General features: G+C 68.3%; 17 protein-coding genes. 7 read left to right on the forward strand and 10 right to left on the reverse strand.

Annotated elements, in window-relative coordinates; translation table 11 throughout:
• The first annotated feature begins 206 nt into the window (after nucleotides 1–206).
• The 3 genes from K8O92_24095 (at nucleotide 207) to K8O92_24105 (ending at nucleotide 3,348) form a co-directional block, all read left to right on the forward strand.
• Nucleotides 207–1,160: a hypothetical protein gene (locus K8O92_24095; GenBank protein ID UAK30930.1), complete on the forward strand. Its 954-nt coding sequence runs from the start codon at nucleotides 207–209 to the stop codon at nucleotides 1,158–1,160.
• Nucleotides 1,161–1,268: 108 nt separating this feature from the next.
• Nucleotides 1,269–2,063 carry a DUF308 domain-containing protein gene (locus tag K8O92_24100; protein ID UAK30931.1) on the forward strand — a complete coding sequence of 265 codons (795 nt, stop codon included), beginning with the start codon at nucleotides 1,269–1,271 and terminating at the stop codon, nucleotides 2,061–2,063.
• The gene (locus K8O92_24105; GenBank protein ID UAK36102.1) at nucleotides 2,005–3,348 is read left to right on the forward strand and encodes a S8 family serine peptidase; all 1,344 of its coding nucleotides are present in this window, start codon (nucleotides 2,005–2,007) and stop codon (nucleotides 3,346–3,348) included. The genes K8O92_24100 and K8O92_24105 overlap by 59 nt, the downstream gene beginning before the upstream one ends.
• A gap of 157 nt (nucleotides 3,349–3,505) precedes the next feature.
• On the opposite strand, the gene K8O92_24110 is transcribed toward K8O92_24105, so the two are convergent.
• Nucleotides 3,506–4,753: an alpha/beta fold hydrolase gene (locus K8O92_24110; GenBank protein UAK30932.1), complete on the reverse strand. Its 1,248-nt coding sequence runs from the start codon at nucleotides 4,751–4,753 to the stop codon at nucleotides 3,506–3,508.
• Between the two features lie 25 nt (nucleotides 4,754–4,778).
• Here K8O92_24110 and K8O92_24115 point away from each other — a divergent pair, with 25 nt between their 5' ends.
• The gene (locus K8O92_24115; GenBank protein UAK30933.1) at nucleotides 4,779–5,141 is read left to right on the forward strand and encodes a hypothetical protein; all 363 of its coding nucleotides are present in this window, start codon (nucleotides 4,779–4,781) and stop codon (nucleotides 5,139–5,141) included.
• Here the strand turns inward: K8O92_24115 and K8O92_24120 are convergent.
• The 3 genes from K8O92_24120 to K8O92_24130 all read right to left on the reverse strand — a co-directional run bounded on the left by K8O92_24120 (nucleotide 5,109) and on the right by K8O92_24130 (nucleotide 6,100).
• Nucleotides 5,109–5,315, reverse strand: coding sequence for a transposase (locus K8O92_24120; GenBank protein UAK30934.1), 207 nt, complete (start codon nucleotides 5,313–5,315; stop codon nucleotides 5,109–5,111). The two genes, K8O92_24115 and K8O92_24120, sit on opposite strands and share 33 nt — an antisense overlap.
• Before the next feature lie 235 nt (nucleotides 5,316–5,550).
• On the reverse strand, nucleotides 5,551–5,691 hold the full coding sequence (locus K8O92_24125; protein UAK30935.1) for a hypothetical protein: 141 nt from the start codon (nucleotides 5,689–5,691) through the stop codon (nucleotides 5,551–5,553).
• A gap of 166 nt (nucleotides 5,692–5,857) precedes the next feature.
• Nucleotides 5,858–6,100 (reverse strand): GntR family transcriptional regulator, encoded by a 243-nt coding sequence (locus K8O92_24130; protein UAK30936.1) that lies wholly within the window; start codon nucleotides 6,098–6,100, stop codon nucleotides 5,858–5,860.
• Nucleotides 6,101–6,298: 198 nt separating this feature from the next.
• Between K8O92_24130 and K8O92_24135 the strand changes: the two genes are divergently transcribed.
• From K8O92_24135 to K8O92_24145, 3 genes are read left to right on the forward strand one after another with little or no spacing between them, the layout of a single operon-like run.
• Complete coding sequence (locus K8O92_24135) at nucleotides 6,299–6,583, forward strand: hypothetical protein (protein UAK30937.1); 285 nt, start codon at nucleotides 6,299–6,301, stop codon at nucleotides 6,581–6,583.
• Nucleotides 6,583–7,131, forward strand: coding sequence for a hypothetical protein (locus K8O92_24140; GenBank protein UAK30938.1), 549 nt, complete (start codon nucleotides 6,583–6,585; stop codon nucleotides 7,129–7,131). The genes K8O92_24135 and K8O92_24140 overlap by 1 nt, the downstream gene beginning before the upstream one ends.
• Entirely contained in the window at nucleotides 7,128–7,964 is an 837-nt protein-coding gene (locus K8O92_24145; GenBank protein ID UAK30939.1) for a helix-turn-helix transcriptional regulator, read from the forward strand. Before K8O92_24140 ends, K8O92_24145 begins: the two co-directional genes overlap by 4 nt.
• Nucleotides 7,965–8,036: 72 nt before the next feature.
• Here K8O92_24145 and nuoN read toward each other — a convergent pair whose 3' ends face one another.
• Genes nuoN through nuoH form a run of 6 tightly spaced genes read right to left on the reverse strand, consistent with a single transcriptional unit; the run spans nucleotide 8,037 to nucleotide 16,169 of the window.
• The gene (gene nuoN, locus K8O92_24150) at nucleotides 8,037–9,662 is read right to left on the reverse strand and encodes an NADH-quinone oxidoreductase subunit NuoN (protein UAK30940.1); all 1,626 of its coding nucleotides are present in this window, start codon (nucleotides 9,660–9,662) and stop codon (nucleotides 8,037–8,039) included.
• Nucleotides 9,659–11,284: an NADH-quinone oxidoreductase subunit M gene (locus K8O92_24155; protein ID UAK30941.1), complete on the reverse strand. Its 1,626-nt coding sequence runs from the start codon at nucleotides 11,282–11,284 to the stop codon at nucleotides 9,659–9,661. The genes nuoN and K8O92_24155 overlap by 4 nt, the downstream gene beginning before the upstream one ends.
• On the reverse strand, nucleotides 11,281–13,167 hold the full coding sequence (gene nuoL / locus K8O92_24160; protein ID UAK30942.1) for an NADH-quinone oxidoreductase subunit L: 1,887 nt from the start codon (nucleotides 13,165–13,167) through the stop codon (nucleotides 11,281–11,283). Before nuoL ends, K8O92_24155 begins: the two co-directional genes overlap by 4 nt.
• Before the next feature lies 1 nt (nucleotide 13,168).
• A complete protein-coding gene (gene nuoK, locus K8O92_24165; protein UAK30943.1) occupies nucleotides 13,169–13,468 on the reverse strand; it encodes an NADH-quinone oxidoreductase subunit NuoK in 300 nt (99 codons plus the stop codon).
• A complete protein-coding gene (locus K8O92_24170) occupies nucleotides 13,465–14,295 on the reverse strand; it encodes an NADH-quinone oxidoreductase subunit J (protein ID UAK30944.1) in 831 nt (276 codons plus the stop codon). Before K8O92_24170 ends, nuoK begins: the two co-directional genes overlap by 4 nt.
• Complete coding sequence (gene nuoH, locus K8O92_24175) at nucleotides 14,292–16,169, reverse strand: NADH-quinone oxidoreductase subunit NuoH (protein ID UAK35917.1); 1,878 nt, start codon at nucleotides 16,167–16,169, stop codon at nucleotides 14,292–14,294. Before nuoH ends, K8O92_24170 begins: the two co-directional genes overlap by 4 nt.
• Between the last annotated feature and the right edge of the window lies 1 nt (nucleotide 16,170).

A 16,170-nucleotide genomic window follows, 5' to 3' on the forward strand; every position in this document is an offset into this window, starting at 1 on the left:
ACGTCATATTTTACGAAACAAACGCTACGATTTTCTTCGTGTCGAACGTATGCAACTATCCGGGATGTTCCCGACCCATCACGCGAGTAGCAGGGCCCGGTCGCCCGTCGGAGTACTGTGACCGCCCCGATCACACGAGATGGCGGGCATGGCGCGAACGACAACGGCAACAACAGGAGTCGGAAGCGGCGACCGCTGCCGTCACTGTGACGCAACTGGGGCCGGTGACCGCCGCGCGGTTGCGGGCCGATGAGCTGCTCACCCAGTTCCGGGGACTCGCCGAGCAGCTCAACTCCACGCTGAACGCCGCCGTCGCGGAGCTGGCCACGCTGGCCGACCCGGCGACCGCCGAAGCTCAAGTGCAGGCGGTGCAGGTGGACGCGGCACGGCGGATCGCCGAGGCCGAGGGTGCGGCCGTCGCGGCCGAGCAGGCGCGGCGGGAGGCGCAGGAGGCCAGACAACTCGCCGAATCCGCCGCCGACGATGCCGCCGGCGCCGCCGAACAGGCCGAAGCGCTGATCGCCACGGCGAATTCGGCCCGCGACGACGCGCTGCGCGAGCTCGAACGCGTCACCAAGCAGGCCGCCGACGACGTGTTCGCCGCCCGCAGCGACGCCGAAGCAGAGATTCGCGCCGTGCGCCGCGAGTCCGCCGAGCAGATCGAACGCATCGAACAGCAAGCGGCGGACGAAGTGCAGCGCGCGCAGCGCCGCGCCGAGACCGAGATCGCCCAGGCTCAGCGGGAAGCGGCGGCGCGTGTCGCGGCCGCGCACACCGAGCGCGACGTCGCCGCGCAGCGCGCGGCCGACGCCGAGCGCGCCACCGAGCGCGCCGAACAAGCCGCCACCGAACGAGCCGAGGCCGCCGAGGAAGCGCGCGCCGAATGGCGCAGAGTCCGCGCCGAACTCGATGCCGTCCGCGTCGAACTCGCCGAGACCCGTCGCACCGCGGCGGCCGAACTCGCCTCCGCCCGCGCCGAAGCCGCCACGGCCGTCGAAAAGGTGCGCGCCGAAGCCGCCCAGCGACACGAAGCGCTCGATGAGGCCCGCGCTCAAACTCTCGCTCGCGCCGAACGCGCCGAAGCGCAACTGGACGAACTCCTCGCCGAAACTCGGCGCAGATCAGCCGATACCGAAGCCCCTCGGCGCGACGAGGCTTGACCTGTCGACGGTGCGCCCGGACCGGACACCCGGCAAATGATCCGATGGAGAGGAGAGTTCGGCCAGGCGATCAAGCCATGACCGTAGCTGCGGTCATATCATGTAGCTATGCCCGAAACCGAGGTAGAAGGGCGTACGGAACCACTGGCCGGGGCAGCCCGGCAGACGGTACTGGTGGCCGGTGCCTGCTCGATGATCATGGGTGTGGTCCTAGCGGTGTGGCCGCACAAGTCGCTGTCGACAGCGGAACTGCTGTCCGGCGGCTACCTGTTGCTCAACGGCGTTGTCCAGCTGGTCGTGGCGGTCGGCGCGCGCCTGGTCACCCCACTGCGGGTGCTTGTGCTGATCAGCGGCGGATTGTCGGCCCTGCTGGCGATGCTGTGCTTCGCGGGTGGTTCGACGTTGCTGCTGTCGTTCTGGATCGGGCTGGCGTGGACGATTCGCGGGATCTGTCATGCCACCGTGGCGGTTTGGGCCGACGATCTGCCCGGCCGCGCGCGACAAGAGCTGTTCGGCCTGCTCACGCTCGCACTCGGCGTGCTGGTCGGGGTGCTGCCGTTCGACTCGCTGGACGCGCTCGGCTGGGCGACCGGGGCGTGCCTGCTCGCGATCGGGGCGATGGAGGCCCTCTTCGCCGCCGGCCCCCAGGCGCAGCGCGGTGACGGTGCCGGGGCTGACGCCGACCGTGCGCCTGGATGGCTGACCGCGACTGCGCATCCGGTGGCGAGCCGCGTGCTCTCCAGGTTGACTGGGCGACATGGCATCCCAGTATTCCGAGCTCCGATCGCCCGCAGAGCTGATCGTGGTCACCCGAGGCGCCGACGCCGAGATCACGCCGACAGCCTTGAGCGACAGTCGCAGCGTCCAAGCGCGCTTGAACGAATTACTCCCCGACGACGGTGAACTGGTGCGGATCTTCGGGCCCGCGAACCGATTGGAGCGCAGGCTGACCGGAACCCCGCACCTGGGGACCGGCGCGGAATATCTCCATTACTACTTCGTCCGCGGCGTCACCGACGACCTCGACGAGCTGGCCGCGCGGTTGCGGGCCGTCGACGACGTGGCGGCGGCATACGTGAAGCCACCCGCCGAACCGCCCATCGCACCGGAAGGTGCGGTGGTGAGAACCGGCCGCTCGGCTGCCGAGGCGCCGCCGGTGACCCCCGACTTCGCCACGCGGCAGGGATATCTCGACGCCGCCCCCCAAGGCATCGACGCCCGGTGGGCCTGGACGGTGCGGGGTGGCCGCGGGACCGACGTGCGGGTGGTGGACATCGAGGGCGCGTGGCGATTCACCCACGAGGATCTGCAGGTCAATCAAGGCGGTGTGATCGGTGGCAGTCCCTCACCGGATCGTGGCTGGCGCGACCACGGCACCGCCGTCGCTGGGGTGATCAGCGCCGACGTGAACGCCTATGGGATCACCGGCATCGTGCCCGAGGCCTACATCCGCGCGGTGTCGATCTTCGGATCGGGCTCGGCGTCCGCGATCCGCTCGGCCGCGGACGCGCTGAATCCCGGGGATGTGATCCTGCTCGAACTGCACCGTCCCGGACCGCGTTTCGCCTTCGCCAACCGGCCGGATCAGCGCGGTTACATCGCGATAGAATGGTGGCCCGACGACTTGGCGGCGATCCGGTATGCCGTCGGCAAAGGCATCATCGTGGTGGAGGCGGCCGGGAACGGCGGCGAGGACCTCGACGACGCCGTCTACGACACCCGTCCCACGGAGTTCCCGAGCACGTGGCGCAATCCGTTGCGCGGCGGGGAGGTCGACTCCGGGGCGATCATCGTCGGAGCGGGCGCACCCCCACCTGGATTCCACGGCCGCGATCACGGCCCGGCTCGCTCCCGATTGGAATTCTCCAACTACGGAGAGCGAGTCGATGTTCAGGGGTGGGGTCTGGAAGTCGCCACCACCGGGTACGGCGATCTCCAGGGCGGCCCCGACGAGGACATCTGGTACACCGACGTGTTCAGCGGAACCTCGAGCGCGTCCCCGATCGTCGTCGGCGCGGTCACGAGTTACCAAGCGATGAGCGCGGCCGCGGCAGGGCGCAAAACGCCCGCCGAAGTGCGTGCCAGGCTACGCGAAACCGGTTCGCCGCAAACGGACGCGCCGGGACGGCCCGCGACACAGCGCATCGGCAACCTACCGGATCTGAAGTCGATGATCCTGCCGCGGTAGGCGCAGGAACCACGCAGCCGAGGGGCTGACCTACATCGCGCTGCGCCGATTCCGCTGGGTGGAATTGTCTAGAGGCATAGTTTCACCAGATGAAAACGCCATGCCAGGGAGCCGACAAGGGGCGACGTCGGGTCACCGGGCCGCCATCACGGCGTAGTCAGCTCACCCGCGCCGCCAGCAGCCGTTCGAGCAGCACTTGGACGAACTCGGCGGGAGCGTCGGTGAAACCGCTGTGCCCACCCGGGAACTCGGTCAGGGGGATGCCGAGTTGCGCGGCGAGGGTCTCGGCCGGGCGGTAGGGAGTTTGCCCTTGCTCGCGCGGGCATGCGCCCAGCACGAGGCGATCGCTCACCGGCGCGAGGGCCGCCACGTCGGGGAGATGGGAGGTGATCGTGCGTAGTTCGTGCGCCATGTTGCGCGGCGCGTTGGCGTGCAGACGTTCGACCATCGCGGCAGCACGCGGCGACAGTCGGCTGGGATCGGGCATTTCAACCCCTCCGCCGATCCCTTCGAGGAAACGCGCTCCCGCGGCGGCGAGACCGTCGGTGACGAACAGTTCGTATACCTCGTCGACGAACGCTTTGTGCTCGGCGGCGTCGGGCAGCACGCCGAAGGACGGCGGTTCGTGCGCGATCACCAGCCGCAGCCGCTGCGGATGCCGGGCGAGCAGGTCCAGCGCCACCACTGCACCCCCGCTGCCGCCGAACACGTAGACGTCTTCGCCGGCAGGCGCGAGATGTCGCAGGAGCAGGCGGGCGTCCTCGCTTTGCGCCTCTACGGCGATGTCGGCGGGTGGGCCGGGATGGAGCACGCTGCGGGAGTAGCCGCGTGGGTCGAGGGTGACCACGGTGAAGTGTCGTGCGAGAGGATCGAGGATGGGATCGAGACCGCCGCGTCGCCTCCGCTGCCGGGCAGCAACAGCAGCACCGGCCCGGCGCCGCACACCTCGTAATACAGCGTGGCCCCGGGAACATCCAGCGTGCCGGATCTCATTGTTGCTCCTTGTTGTCGGTGGGCCACTGCTCGAGGGTGACGTGCAGGGCCTCGATGATGCGTTCCCACGATTCGGCGGTGGACGGGTGTGCCCGAAACCGCCGGTTTCCTCCAGGACGCTGTATCCGTGGAAGGTGCTGCGCAGCAATCGGACGGCGTCGGTCCGGTCGGGTTCGGCCAGACCGTAGGCGCGCAGCATGCCGTAGGTCAGTTCGATGGCGCGCGGCACGCCGGTCGCGGTGCGCGCCACATCGGGATCGAAGGGAAGCTGGGTCGCGGCGTAGCGACCGGGGTAGCGAAGCGCGTAGTCACGCCAGGCGTGGGCGTAGGCGGCGAGCGCGTCGCGTCCGGCGCGACCGGCGATCGCGGCGGCGACGAGGTCGGTCTTCTCTGTCGTCGCCAGGACGGCCACGCGCGCACGAAGGTCTCGCAGATTCTTGACGTGCGAGTACAAACTCGCGTCTTGGACGCCGAACTTCCTGGCCAGCGCCGACGGTGCACGCCGCCGCCGAATTCCTCAGCGCCCGCGTTCCCCAGCCGCAGGCACGGTCGAGCCGATCGACGACACCACCTGTCTGCTCCACACCGGTGCCGACACCCCGGAAGCGCTGGCGCACAACATCGGGCAGTTGGGCATGCACGGCATCGATTTCACTGTCGGCGGACCGCCGGAGTTGGTGGAGTTGTTGCGTACCTTGGGCAACCGCTACCTGCGTGCGGTCACCGCGGCGACGCGAGACCCAACGGTCGAGGGCGCTCATTCGCCATCAGGCGCGTCCGGATCGCGCAGTGGGCGGTGATCTGTCGAAGTCGAGCAGGTGGAAGCTGTAGTGGCCGTCGATGCCGTTGTGGTCGCGGATGAACGGCGAGAGCCGGGCGGCGTCGGGCTCGGCGACCGGGTACTGCTGGGCGCGCAGTTCGGCTGGAGCGCGGGACATGTAGACGGTGTGCCACAGCACCACGCAGCTCAGCACCAGCGCCCAGCTCGGTCGTCGTCAACAGGTCGAACAACTCGAGCACATCATCCGCGGCGCGGAAGCGCAACCACTGTGAGCCGGCGCAGCTCCAGCTCCCAGATACCCCGGGCGCGGTGGCACCCGCTGGGCGGATCGACGGCGACACCGCAACCATCGTTCAACCAAAACGACGCGGTTCCTCGGCTGGCTCGCCTCACACGTCCGCTGTCTGCCGTCAAGGCGTTGAACACTACTATTTTCTGCTGGCTTTCTCGAGCATCCTCAGTGCACGCTCGTTGGCCTCGTCGGCCGTCTGTTGTGCCTTTGCCACTGCTGCGACCTCGGCGTTCGCCTCGGCTCCGCTGTCCTCGGATACGGCGGCCTGGTCAGTCATGACAGTGCCTCCTTTTGTCGGGCTCCGGTACCAACCGTGTGAATCATCCCATGCAGAAGGCGGGTCGGTACCAAATCATCGGCACACCGCGGGAGGCGGAAACGCGAGTCCTGACCTCCAAAACTTGCGCCACCGTGAACGATCTTGACCGCGAACCCGATCCGGCTCACAAAGTGAATCGGCGTCCCTTCGCGGCCCACTCGCCGCGGCCCCGTGGCGTGATGGCCCAGCGGCCGCGGTGCTGGCAATCCATGATCAGACCACGCGACTGCAGGCGTAACAAAGCGCTGCGCACCGACCATGCGGTCAGCCGCGCCTGCTGAGCCAGTTGCTCGACGGTGAGTAATCCGCCTGGCGCAAGCACACCCAGCACCGCGAAATCGGCGGCAGTCCTGGGTCGTCTCATCATGTCGAACCTCTCCTCGAGTGGAAAAGACAATCGGGGAATCGACAGCGCGCGGGGTCCCGAGTTGCCGAATCGACGGTAGAAGCCACACCCCTTCCACCGCCACGAGTTTGCGCGACTTTGCGAAGTGCGTTGACCGTCACCGTCTCCGGTAGGGACGATTGCACGACATCGTCCGTCAGCTCTCGCAAAGGATCGGCTATGAACCTGCGGCTTCTCGGCTCCGGATCCGACCATGGCGCTTGTCCCGCCGTGTATGCGACCGACACCGGCGTGCTAGTGGTGCAGGGCGATGCCACCGACCGCACGGGGACGGTCCTCGTGCCGCACGAGTTGTTGGACTGGCTGGAGCCGGGCATGTGGCTACGGGTGGAGGCGAGTGGAACCTGTGGTTCCGTGCTGGTGGCCGGTGAACCGGTGACCGACCCCGAACTGCTCGCCCAGCTCACCCTCGACTGTCACGAGACCGCCGTGGTGGTGCGCTGATGTTGCACGTCGTGGGGGCCCGATGTTTCGAGCCGCTCTTCCGGGCGGCTCGATCCCGCGCCTTCCATCTGGAGGTGCGAGACGACTACGTGATGGAGGACGAACAGGAAGCATTGCGGCGCTTCGCCGCCGGAGTAGCGTACGAACGAGACGAACAGCCCGAGTCATGGAAAGCCTGGGATGCTCTGATGGTCGAGTCAGCCACTCGCGGGGTGACCCTCGAACGACTACGAGTCGTGACGGTCCCGCACACCGGCTACACCCGCTGGCTGTTGTCGGCGACCGACGACAACATCGCCACCGGCGAGGCCGTGCGCTGGCTGCCGCGGCACCTGGTCGACCCCGTCGACCTGCCACACGACGACTACTGGCTGTTCGACACGAACACGGTCGCCTTCAACACCTTCGCTGAGAGCGGGGCGTTCATGGGCCTGTCGATCACCACGGACCCGGCGCTTGTCGCCCGCTGTCTACAGGTGCGGGAGCGGCTGTGGCCTAGAGGCATCGACCATCAGCGATACTGCGAGAGTGAGCACGTGGACGAGTGAACGGTGTGTCGGACGCGCGTGAGGTGCTGGGTGCGCGCCTGCGCGAACTGCGTCGCGCCGCCCACCTCACCGGCCTGGAACTGGCCGCGAGGTGCGGCTGGCATTCGAGCAAGGTCTCCCGGATCGAGGGAGGCAAGCAGACGCCCTCGGAAGCGGACCTCGCCGCGTGGTGCGAGGCCTGCGGCAATATCGCCGTGCTGGACGATCTGGTCGCCAACGCGCGCAATCTGCAGTCGATGTACCTGGAGTGGCAACGCACTGTCGCCTCCGGGCACGCCCGCAGGCAACGGCAGTCGATCGACCTGGAGGCGCAGACCACGCAGATCCGCTGGTACGCGCCCGATACGTTGCCGGGACTGTTGCAAACGGAAGCCTATGCGCGCGCGATCCTGACCGCCTGTATCGCCATAACCGGCGGACGCGACGACTTGGAGGACGCGGTGGCCGCGCGCATGGCCCGCAAGCCGGTGCTGTTCCGGGCGAAGCACCGGTTCCACTTCGTAGTCAACCAGGCCGCGCTGTGGCGAACGGTCGGCGACTCCGCGGTCATGGCCGAGCAACTGGCCCACCTGCTCGCGGTGATGGCCAACCCGAGGGTGCGGCTGGGCATCATCCCGATCTGCGCCGACTACCGGGCTCCCGCAACGAATTTCGTCATCTACGACCGTTCGCAGGTGCTGACCGAGACGGTCTCGGCCGAGCTGACCATCACCCGGCCGTCGGAGATCGCCGTGCACGAGAAGACTTTCGCGATCCTCGCCGACCAAGCCGAGTACGGTGATCGCGCCCGGTCGCTGATTGCGAAGGCGTTGGAACGCCGCCGCGGAAGCTAGGTGCGCCGATCGCGGTAACGGCGATGCCGCCGCTGTCGCGCAGCGGCGGCAGCACAGCGGCCGGGAGAGACCTCAGCGGACGAACGTCGCCGCTTTACCGGCCAGGTCGAGCAGCGGCTGGGGGAAGACGCCGAGCGCGAACGTGAACGCCGCGGTGATCGCCACGATCGTCGTCGTCAACGGCGGAGTGACCGCCACCGGAGCGTCGGCGGGCGGGTCGGTGAAGAACATCAGCACGATGACCCGCAGGTAGAAGAACGCCGCGATGGCACTGCAGATCACGCCGACGATGACCAGCGGCGCCGCGCCGCCTGCGGCCGCGGCCTCGAAGACGACGAACTTGCTGACGAAGCCGCTGGTGAGCGGCAACCCCGCGAAGGAAAGCAGGAACAGCGCGAAAACCGCGGCCAATCCCGGGGATCGGCGGCCGAGACCGGCCCACCGCGGCAGACCGGTGGCTTCCTCGCCATCCGGTTCCCGGACCAGACTGACCACGGCGAAGGCGCCGAGGGTGCCGATGCCGTAGGCCGCCAGGTAGAACAACACCGCCGCGACGCCGCGATCGTCCGCGGCGACCGGGCCGGTGAGCAGGAAACCGGCATGGGCCACCGAGGAATACGCGAGCATCCGTTTGACGTCGGTCTGCGTGATCGCCATGACCGCGCCGACGGCCATGGTGGCGATCGCGACGGCCGCGAGGATCGGCCGCCAGTCGTCGCGCAGGCCGGGCACTGCGACCTGCAGCACCCGCACCAGCGCCCCGACGGCGGCGATCTTCGTGGCCGCCGCCATGAAACCGGTGATCGCGGTGGGAGCACCCTGATACACGTCGGGCACCCAAGACTGGAACGGCACCGCGCCGATCTTGAACAGCAGCCCGACCGCGAGCATCGCGACCCCGAGCACCGCCAGGGTCGCGTTGTCCGGATGCTGTGCGATCGCGTCCGCGATGGCGCCGAGCCGCACCGTGCCCGCCTGGCCGTACAGCAGCGCGACGCCGTAGAGGAAGAACGCCGAGGAGAACGCGCCGAGCAAGAAGTACTTCAGCGCGGCCTCTTGAGACAGCAGCCGCTTGCGCCGGGCCAGCCCGCACAGCAGATACAGCGGCAGCGACAGCACTTCGAGGGCGACGAACATGGTCAGCAGGTCGTTGGACGCCGGGAACAGCAACAGTCCGCCGACGGCGAGCAGCGTCAGGGGGAACACCTCGGTGGTCGCGATACCCGCCCGCAACGCCGCGGCCTCGGCCGCACTGCCGGGCACCGCCGAGGCCTGCGGTGTGAACGCGTCCACACCGCGTTCGACGGTGGCGGCGGCCCGGCTCCAGGTTCCCGGCCCGGACCGCCCCGCTCGACGCGGCTCGGCGCCGCGCTCGGCGAGGAAGCCGACGGCGAGAATCGATACGACCAGAATCGTGCCTTGCAGGAACAGCGTGACGCCGTCGATTGCCACGGCTCCGGCGATGGCGGTGGATTCGGTGCCTGCCAGCGCCACCACGGCGACCAGCGCAGCGGCCAACCCGACCACGCTCAGCACCAGGTGGGTGGCGTAGCGGTAGCGCCGCGCGACGAACGCTTCGGCGAGTACGCCGAGCACGGCGGCGCCGAACACGATGAGCATGGGGGACAGGGCGCCGTATTCGATGCTCGGCGCGGGGACGCTCGCGGCGAGTGTCGTGGCGGAGGCGAGGTCGTTCATTTGTGGGCACCTCCGGAATGGTGGGCCGAGCCCGCTTCGGGCAGTGGGGGCGTCGACGGTGCGGGATCGCTGCGGCCGATGGTGGTGAGGGTCTGGTTCACCGCGGGATTGATGAAGTCGGTGAGAACCTTCGGGTAGATGCCGAGGAACAGCAGCGCGGCGATCAGCGGGATCACGACGGCGAGTTCGCGGGGCACGAGGTCGTAGATCCGCTCGCTGCCTTGCTTCACCGGCCCGGTCATCATCCGCTGGTAGAGCCACAACACGTAGAGGGCGGCGAGCACGAGTGCGCCGGTGGCGACCACCGCGGCGAACTGGTAGCGGGCAAAGGTCCCGACCAGCACAAGGAATTCGCTGACGAACGGGGCGAGCCCGGGCAGGGACAACGTCGCCAGACCGGCGATGAAGAACGTGCCCGCCAGCACCGGGGCCACCTTCTGCACGCCGCCGTACTCGGCGATCAGCCGAGTTCCCCGCCGCGACACCAGGAATCCGGCCACCAGGAACAGTGCGGCGGTCGAGATGCCGTGGTTGACCATGTACAACGTCGCGCCGGTCTGGCCCTGGCTGGTCATGGCGAAGACACCGAGGACGATGAAGCCGAAGTGGGAGATCGAGGTGTAGGCGATCAGGCGCATCACGTCGGTCTGCCCGATGGCCAGCAGGGCACCGTACACGATGCCGATCACCGCGAGCGTGATCACCAGCGGCGCATACGTGTCCGACGCGCCGGGAAACAGCGGCAGGCAGTAGCGCAGCATGCCGAAGGTCCCCACCTTGTCGACCACCGCCATCATCAGCACCGCGCTCGACGGTGTGGCCGCGACGGCGGCGTCGGGCAGCCAGGTGTGCAGGGGCCACAGCGGCGCTTTGACCGCGAAGGCAAACATGAATCCGAGGAACAGGGCATTGAGCACCGCGGGTCCGGCGCCGAGTTGCCCGGCGTTGGCGGCGGCGACCACGGTGCGCAGATCGAACGTGCCCGAGGATCCCTCGCCGAGGCCTTCGCGGGCGGTCAGCACGTACAACCCGATGACCGCGGCCAGCATGATCAGCCCGCCGAAAAGGTTGTACAGCAGGAACTTCACCGCCGCGCGTGAGCGCTGCCTGCGCAGTAGCGCGTCCCCGGTGCGCGGCCCGAATCCGCCGATGAGGAAGTACATCGGGATGAGCATCGCCTCGAAGAACACGTAGAACAGCAGGATGTCCAGGGCGAGGAAGGAGACCAGCACCATCGCCTCGACGAGCAGGATGAGCGCGACGTAGGTGTGCGCCACCCGCTTGCCGCCGCCGACTTCGCGTTCGTCGTGCCAGCCCGCCAGGATCAGCAGGGGAACCAGTGCGGTGGTCAGCAGCACCAGCACCAGCGCGATCCCGTCCAGCCCGAGGGTGTAGCCGGCGCCGAATGCCGGGATCCACCGGCGGGATTCGACGAACTGGTACTGCGCGCCGCCGGGATCGAAGCGCACCGCGAGTCCGATGCCGATGACCAGAACGAGCACCGAGAAGCTCAGTGCCACAGCGCGGGCGAGGGTGCGTCGCGCGGCGGGCAGCACGAGCACGATCGCCGCACCGACGACCGGAGCCAGCCACAGCGTCGTCAACCAGGGGAACTCGTTCACCACAACCTCACCGCCAGCAGGGCGGCGGCCACCAGGGCCGCGCCGGTGAACATGGACAGGGCATAGGAGCGCACGAAGCCGGACTGCACTCGCCGTGCCCGTGCCGACAACCCGCCGATCAGCGCCGCCGTGCCGTTGACGACGCCGTCGATGCCGCGGTTGTCGAGGAAGACCAGCGCCCGGGTCAGGTGCTGCCCCGGCCGCATGAACGCGGCCTCGTTGACCGTGTCGCCGTACAGATCCCGCCGCGCGGCGACCGTCAACGCGGACACCGCTCCGGGTGCGGTCTCGGGGACCTCGCGCTGCGCGTACTGCGAGTAGGCGACCGCGACACCGATGGCGACCACCCCGAGCGCCAATACCGTGACCAGCGCCGCGGGTACGGTTTCGGTGCCGTGGTGGGCGCCGACGACCGGTTCGAGCCAGTTCTGCAGGGATGAGCCGAACGCGAACACCGCGCCTGCGCCGACCGAGCCGAGCGCGAGCAGGATCATCGGGCCGGTCATCACCACGGGAGCCTCGTGCGGGTGGGTGTCGGGTTTCCAGCGGCGCTCGCCGAAGAACGTCATCAGCATGACCCGCGTCATGTAGAACGCGGTCAGACCCGCGCCGAACAGCGCCACCAGCCCCAGTGCGATCCCGCCGAGGCCGCCTTGGTTGAACGCCGCCTCGATGATCCGGTCCTTGGAGAAGAACCCGGCGAACGGCGGCACACCGATGATGGCGAGATAGCCGAGACCGAAGGTGACGTAGGTGATCGGCAGCAGCGTGCGCAGTCCGCCGTAGCGGCGCATGTCGGTTTCGTCGTTCATCGCGTGCATCACCGAGCCCGCGCCGAGGAAGAGCCCGGCTTTGAAGAACCCGTGGGTGAGCAGATGCATGATGGCGAAGGCGTATCCGGCGGGACCGAGGCCCGCGGCGAGCACCATGTAACCGATCTGACTCATCGTGGAGGCGGCGAGGGCCTTCTTGATGTCGTCCTTGGCGCAGCCGATGATCGCGCCGAACAGCAGGGTGACCGCGCCGACCAGCACCACCCCGAGCCGTGCGTTCGGCGCGAGGTCGAAGATCGCGTTGGAGCGCGCGATGAGGTACACGCCTGCGGTGACCATGGTGGCCGCGTGGATGAGCGCCGACACGGGGGTGGGGCCCTCCATGGCGTCACCGAGCCAGGATTGCAGCGGCACCTGGGCGGACTTGCCGCAGGCGGCCAGCAGCAGCAACAGCCCGATCGCGGTGAGTGCGCCTTCGCTCGCGGCGGGCGCGGCGCCGAACACGACATCGAAGTCGACCGACCCGAACGTCGCGAACATGACCATCATCGCGATCGCCAGGCCCATGTCGCCGACTCGGTTGACCACGAACGCCTTCTTGGCCGCCGTTGCGGCGGAGGGTTTTTCGTGCCAGAAACCGATCAGCAGGTAGGAGGCCAGGCCCACCCCCTCCCAGCCGAGGTAGAGCACGAGATAGTTGTTCGCCAGCACCAGCAGCAGCATGGCCGCGAGGAACAGGTTGAGGTAGGCGAAGAACCGCCGCCGCGCCGGGTCGTGGCTCATGTAGCCGATCGAGTAGACGTGGATCAGCGAGCCGACGCCGGTGATCAGCAGCGCGAAGCACACCGAGAGCTGGTCCAGTTGCAGCGAGAAGTCGACCTGCAGGCCGGCCACCTCGACCCAGCTGAACAGATCCTGGTGCACCGCGCGTTCGGCGGTGTCGCGTCCGAGCATGGCGACGAAGGCGAGGGCGGCGACGGCGAACGAAGCCAGCGCCATCGCGGCGCCGAGCAGATGACCCCACTTGTCGGCATAACGTCCGGTCAGTAGCAGGACGATCGCGCCCGCCAGGGGGAGTGCGGGCAGCAGCCACAACGTTGCGGTGTCCACGTCAGAACTTCAGCAGGTTGGCGTCGTCGACCGAGGTCGAGCGGCGGGCGCGGAAGATGGTCATGATGATGGCCAGGCCGACGACCACCTCGGCCGCGGCGACCACCATCGTGAAGAACGCGAAGACCTGTCCGTCGAGGTCGGCGTGCATCCGGGCGAAGGTGACGAACGCGAGGTTCACCGCGTTGAGCATCAACTCGATGCACATGAACACGACGATGGCGTTGCGCCGCAGCAGCACTCCTGCCGCGCCGATCGTGAACAGCAGGGCGGACAGGAACAGGTAGTTCTCGGGGTTCACCGGTTGCCTTCCTCGTCGCTGGGGTTGTCGGTCTCCTCCGGTGTGGGCGTGGTGCCTACCGAGATGACGGCCGCTTCGGTGAGCGCCCTGGTGCGGCGGTGGCGCAGGATGGTGCTGACCGACAGTTCCTCGAACGACCCGTCGGGCAGTCGCGCGGGGACGTCGACCGCGTTGTGCCTGGCGTAGACGCCGGGGGTGGGCAGCGGTGTCGCGCGGTGTCCCTTCTCTCGGAACCGGCGGCGCGACAGTTCCCGCTGGCCGGTGCGGGATCCGAACTGCTCGCGATGGGCCAGCACCATGGCTCCGATGGTGGCGGTGATCAGCAGGGCTCCGGTGAGTTCGAAGGCCCAGACGTAGCGCAGGAAGATCAGCTCGGCCAGCTCGCCGATCACGTCACGGCCCGCGAAACCGGAGGCGGGGAAGACGATGCCGGACTCGCGGACGCCGTGGGCGATGCCGCCGCTGAGCAGCAGCCCGAAGCCGAGGCCGACCGCGGCGGCGGCGAGCCGCTGCCCGCGGATGGTCTCCTTCAGTGATTCGGCGGAGTCGACGCCGACGAGCATCAGCACGAACAGGAACAGCATCATCACCGCGCCGGTGTAGACCACGATCTGCACGACACCGAGGAACAGCGCGTCCTCGGCGATGTAGAACGCGGCCAGCGCGATCATCGTGGCGGCCAGGCACAGCGCGGAATGCACCGCCTTGGAGGCGAACACCATGCCGAGCGCGCCCAGCACGGCCAGCGGGGCCAGGATCCAGAACTGGACGGTCTCGCCGGTGGAGGCGTTGGTCAACGGCTCCGCGGCCAGGATCAGATCGGTCACCGTGGTGCTCCTTCCGTGCCCGCGGTGGCAGGTTGCCGGGCCGCGTCGGCCGGGATCGTTGCCGTGGCACCACTGGTGGGTGTGAGGTTGCCGGGCACCCGGCCGAGGTAGTAGTCCGCCTCGTCGGAGCCGGGGTGCATGGCGTGCGGCGGCGCGGTCATCCCGGGCTGCAGGGGGGCCAGCAGACGGTCCTTCTCGTAGATCAGGTCGGCCCGGTTGTCGTCGGCCATCTCGTAGTCGTTGGTCATCGTGAGCGCCCGGGTGGGGCAGGCCTCGATGCACAATCCGCAGCCGATGCAGCGCAGGTAGTTGATCTGGTAGACCTGCCCGTACCGTTCACCGGGCGAATACCGTTCGGTCTCGGTGTTGTCCGCGCCTTCGACGTAGATCGCGTCGGCGGGGCATGCCCACGCGCACAGCTCGCAGCCGATGCACTTCTCCAAGCCGTCGGGATGACGGTTGAGCTGGTGCCTGCCGTGGTAGCGGGGCGCGGTGGGGATCTTCTGCTCGGGATAGAACTCGGTGTTCGGCTTCTTGAACATGGTCGCGGCGGTGACCGCGAACCCCGACAGCGGTTCGAACAGACCGGCCTTGGCGCGGGTGGCGTCGCGGGCGTGCGCGTCGGCGGGCAACGGCGGCACCGGGAAACCGAGGAAGACCGTCGAATCGGCGGAATCCGCGGTCACAGGCTCCTCGGCCGGTAGCGGTGTTCCCGGCGCCCGGCCCGCCCGCAGGAACTGCAGCACCAGCAGCCCGGTGACCGCCAAGCCGCCGATCACCAGAACGGGAGTCTGCACGGGGTAGCCCTCGGCCTGCAACACCCGCGCTGTGGCCACGACCATGACCCAGGCCAGGGAGGTCGGAATCAGCAGTTTCCAGCCGAGATTCATGAACTGGTCGTAGCGCAGCCGGGGCAGGGTGCCGCGCAGCCAGATGAACACGAACAGGAATGTCCAGACTTTGGCGGTGAACCACAGCACCGGCCACCATCCGGTATTCGCGCCGTCCCAGATGTTCAGCGGCCACGGCGCCCGCCAGCCACCCAGGAACAGCGTGGTGGCCAGGGCGGAAACCGTTGCCATGTTGACGTATTCGGCGAGCATGAACATGGCGAACTTGAGCGAGGAGTACTCGGTGTGGAAGCCGCCGACCAGTTCGCCTTCGGCTTCGGGCAGGTCGAACGGCGCCCGGTTGGTCTCGCCGACCATCGAGACGCAGTAGATCAGGAACGACGGCAGCAGCAGGAACACATACCAGGTGCCTTCCTGTGCGGACACGATGCCGGAAGTGGCCATGGTGCCGCCGAGCAGGAACACGGTGGCGAAGCACAGCGCCATCGCGATCTCGTAGGAGATGACCTGCGCGGTCGAGCGCAAGCCGCCCAGCAGCGGATAGGTGGAGCCCGACGACCATCCGGCCAGCACGATGCCGTAGACGCCGATGGAGGTGATCGCCAGGATGTACAGCACCGCCACCGGAAGATCGGTGAGCTGCAGGGCGGTGGTCACGCCGAAGACGGACACCTCCGGTCCGAACGGGATCACCGCGAAGGCCATGAACGCGGGCACCACCGAGATGACCGGCGCCAGAATATAGATCGGCTTGTCCACGATCGCCGGGACGATGTCCTCCTTGAGGGCCATCTTCACGCCGTCGGCGATGCTCTGCAGCGAGCCGAACGGGCCGGTGCGGTTGGGGCCGATCCGCATCTGCATGCGGGCGACGATCTTCCGCTCCGCGAGCACCGCGACCAGTGGTATGAGCATCAGGTAGACGAACACGGCGACGGCCTTGGCGATCACGAGCCACAGCGGGTCGTGTCCGAAGCCGGTGAGGGTGTAGGGCTCGGCGGCGTGGTTGATCGCGGACGCCATG

Source organism: Nocardia asteroides, assembly GCA_019930625.1.
Lineage (GTDB): Bacteria > Actinomycetota > Actinomycetes > Mycobacteriales > Mycobacteriaceae > Nocardia > Nocardia sputi.